The following is a 1,991-nucleotide window of genomic DNA, read 5'->3' as shown; positions in this document are numbered from 1 at the left end:
TGCAATGCGTCACCGTCCGCCATGGTTGGTAGTGGCCAACCACCAAGCTGCCTGAATACGTGGTGTATTCGGGCACGAGAGTCGCCAGAGCCCATCAACGCGGAGAACTCATGGCCTATTCCTACACCGAACGTAAACGCATCCGCAAAAGCTTCGGCAACCGCGAAAGCGTGTTGACTGTTCCCTATTTGCTGCAAATGCAGAAAGACGCGTACACAGCGTTCCTGCAAGCCGACCGTGCACCTCAAAAGCGCACCGTTGAAGGCCTGCAGGCAGCGTTTGAAAACGCTTTCCCCATCGTCTCGCACAATGGTTTTGTCGAGATGAAATTCATCGAGTACAACCTGGCCAAGCCGGCGTTTGACGTGCGTGAATGCCAGACCCGTGGACTCACTTTCGCCTCGGCCGTGCGCGCCAAGGTGCAGCTGATCATTTATGACCGCGAATCCTCCACATCGCAGTCCAAGGTGGTCAAGGAAGTCAAAGAGCAAGAGGTTTATATGGGCGAAGTGCCGCTCATGACCGACAAGGGCTCTTTTGTGATCAACGGGACCGAGCGCGTGATCGTGTCCCAGTTGCACCGTTCACCTGGCGTGTTTTTTGAACACGACAAGGGCAAGACCCACAGCTCGGGCAAACTCCTGTTTTCGGCCCGTATCATTCCCTACCGCGGTTCGTGGCTCGACTTCGAGTTCGACCCCAAAGACATCCTGTACTTCCGGGTTGACCGTCGTCGCAAGATGCCCGTCACGATTCTGCTCAAGGCCATTGGTCTGAATCCGGAATCCATCCTGGCCAATTTCTTTGTGTTCGACAATTTCCGCCTAATGGATAGCGGTGCACAGATGGAGTTCGTGGCCGAGCGCATGCGCGGTGAAGTGGCCCGTTTCGACATCACCGACAAAAACGGCAAAGTCGTGGTCGCAAAAGACAAGCGCATCACCGTTCGCCATACCCGCGAGCTGGAGCAAAGTGGCACCACGACGATCAGCGTTCCCGAAGATTTCCTGATCGGCCGTGTGGTCGCCAAGAACATCGTTGATGCTGAGACCGGTGAAATCATCGCCAAGGCCAATGATGAACTGAGCGAAGTGCTGCTGAAAAAGCTGCGCGTTGCCGGCGTGCAGGATCTGCAGGTTTTGTATACCAATGAACTCGACCAGGGTTCGTACATTTCCCAGACCCTGCGCTCCGACGAAACCGCGGACGAATTTGCTGCGCGCGTCGCCATCTACCGCATGATGCGTCCCGGCGAGCCGCCCACCGAAGATGCCGTGCAGGCCCTGTTCCAGCGCTTGTTCTACAACCCGGATACCTACGATCTGTCCAAGGTCGGCCGCATGAAGTTCAACGCCCGCGTCGGCCGCGATTCTTCCACCGGCCCCATGGTCATGACCAACGAGGACATCCTTGCTGTCGTCAAAATCCTGGTGGATCTGCGCAACGGCAACGGCGAAGTCGATGACATTGACCACCTCGGCAACCGCCGCGTGCGTTGTGTCGGCGAACTCGCTGAAAACCAGTACCGTACTGGTCTGGCACGTATCGAAAAGGCCGTGAAAGAGCGCCTCGGCCAGGCCGAGCAAGAGCCGCTGATGCCGCACGACCTCATCAACAGCAAGCCGATTTCGGCTGCGCTGAAAGAGTTCTTCGGTGCATCGCAACTCTCGCAGTTCATGGACCAGACCAACCCGCTGGCCGAAATCACCCACAAGCGCCGTGTTTCGGCCCTTGGCCCGGGCGGTTTGACCCGCGAACGCGCCGGCTTTGAAGTGCGTGACGTGCACGTCACCCATTACGGACGCGTCTGCCCGATTGAAACGCCTGAAGGTCCGAACATCGGCCTGATCAACTCGCTGGCCCTGTATGCCCGCCTCAACGAATACGGTTTCATTGAAACGCCGTATCGCCGTGTGGTGGACGCCAAGATCACCGACCAGATCGACTACCTGTCGGCCATCGAAGAAGGCAAATACGTCATCGCCCAGGCC

1 pseudogene is annotated in these 1,991 nt (G+C 57.6%); it reads left to right on the top strand.

What is annotated here, in order from left to right:
- Positions 1-110: 110 nt before the first annotated feature.
- Positions 111-1,991: pseudogene (gene rpoB, locus AC1D1X_RS21790) on the top strand (DNA-directed RNA polymerase subunit beta); the annotation flags it as partial.

This window comes from Polaromonas sp. P1_G4 (assembly GCF_056405475.1).
The sequence above is the reverse complement of the archived record's forward strand: the minus strand, read 5'-3'. Positions and strand labels throughout refer to the sequence as shown.